This window comes from Nostoc sp. CCY0012, assembly GCF_963920855.1.
In the GTDB taxonomy this organism is placed as follows: Bacteria; Cyanobacteriota; Cyanobacteriia; order Cyanobacteriales; family Nostocaceae; genus Cyanocohniella.
The window spans coordinates 1-1,469 of sequence record NZ_CAWUDM010000230.1 but is presented as its reverse complement, the minus strand read 5'-3'; the positions used below and the strand labels follow the sequence as shown (position 1 = coordinate 1,469).

The following is a 1,469-nucleotide window of genomic DNA, read 5'->3' as shown; positions in this document are numbered from 1 at the left end:
CTTAGATCTTGCACCTGGAAATATGAATGTCAAAACCTTGACTACGTGCGAGAGGAATTATCTGTTTAAGGTGAAGTAAAAAAGAAGACATAACAATTTGTGGAAAAATAAACTCGAGGGCAGTGTGTGCGGCTTGTCCCCAGTCAGGTAAATTTTGAGTATTAGTGGATAAATAAGCCCAATGGGCCAAAACAAAGCTGAGGAAGGAAAGGACTAGCCAGCGGTAAACGCCCAATAGGGTTCCTTGACCAAAACGATGAAGGCCAAAGCGATGTTTTGCAGTTTTAAACCACCCCTCAATCTGCCATCGGCGTTTACCCCACCAAGTGATGGTACTAGCCTTAAGAGGTCTGGTAGATAAAACAAAACGTTTTTCGAGCTTTCCATCATGACGTTTGAGATAGAACCAAGACACCCAAACAGGGAAGTTAAAACCTTGGAGTTGAATTTGTTGACCACGTTTGTGCAAGCATCTTAAACGTCGCCCATCAGTGAGTCGGCGGCTTGATAGTAAACCAGTAACAGCATGGTATTTGAGAGAGCGGACACCACCAATAAAATCGGCACTGCCAAATGCAGTATCTGCCAAAACCATAACTTGAAAGCGTTTGGTCAATGATTTGGGTAAATTCTTGAGTAGTTTTAATCCCAACTGTGCAGGAGAGGTAGTACCTTTACCTCTCCAAACCCTAAAACTCCAAGGAATCCGCCATTGCCCGATAACCAGATACATGACCACTACATGCAATCCCCGTTTACGGTTATAAAAGCGGATTAAATTGTCAAAGGACTTGAATTTACCGCATTTCTCCAGAGTAGTCAGGTCAAGGATGACTTGCAGTTGAGGTCTACGACCTTTGGGACAACAAGATAAAATTGCTCTGATGATATGTTGACGAGTAGTGCGGATAATTTTACGGGTAGGCCAATCATAAGTATTGAGAAAGCGGCTTAAGGCACTAGCAGACTTGGTTTGACTGTGTTGAGGTAGGGGATAGCCTCTGGCCTCAAGGAATAATCCCAACATAGAATTGAGATTTTCGCGTTGGTAGGCAGAAGGCATGAATGATTCGAGGGTGTAAACTAGCTCTTGGGCGTGAGCAAGAAGATGAGACATTTTTCTTGCTTATAAATCAATGAATACGCCCTTTTTCTCATATTTTGGTTACTTTCAGCAAATACAGGCAACTTAACTCCACTTAAGTCAAGACGTAGTTATTCATGAAAATGATAATCGAATCAGGGGGTGGAGAGGCTAGCATTGCTAGCCTCTCCACCCCCAACCCACTAAATGATTATCATTATCTAAAACTACCCGGTTGTACTTACTGAAATAAGTCAGCAATTGGGCATTTATAAAGTGTATTAAATAACCAAGGTTTAAGTATATCAGGACTAAAAAAACCTGTAGTTATTTTGACCTTTATTTTACGTATTCAGTGTTTATCCAGTTAGGTGCAAGATATAAG

1 pseudogene is annotated in these 1,469 nt (G+C 41.5%); it reads right to left on the bottom strand.

The features are described from left to right. Positions 1-58: 58 nt before the first annotated feature. Positions 59-1,117: pseudogene (locus ACM0OS_RS28875) on the bottom strand (transposase); the annotation flags it as partial. Between the last annotated feature and the right edge of the window lie 352 nt (positions 1,118-1,469).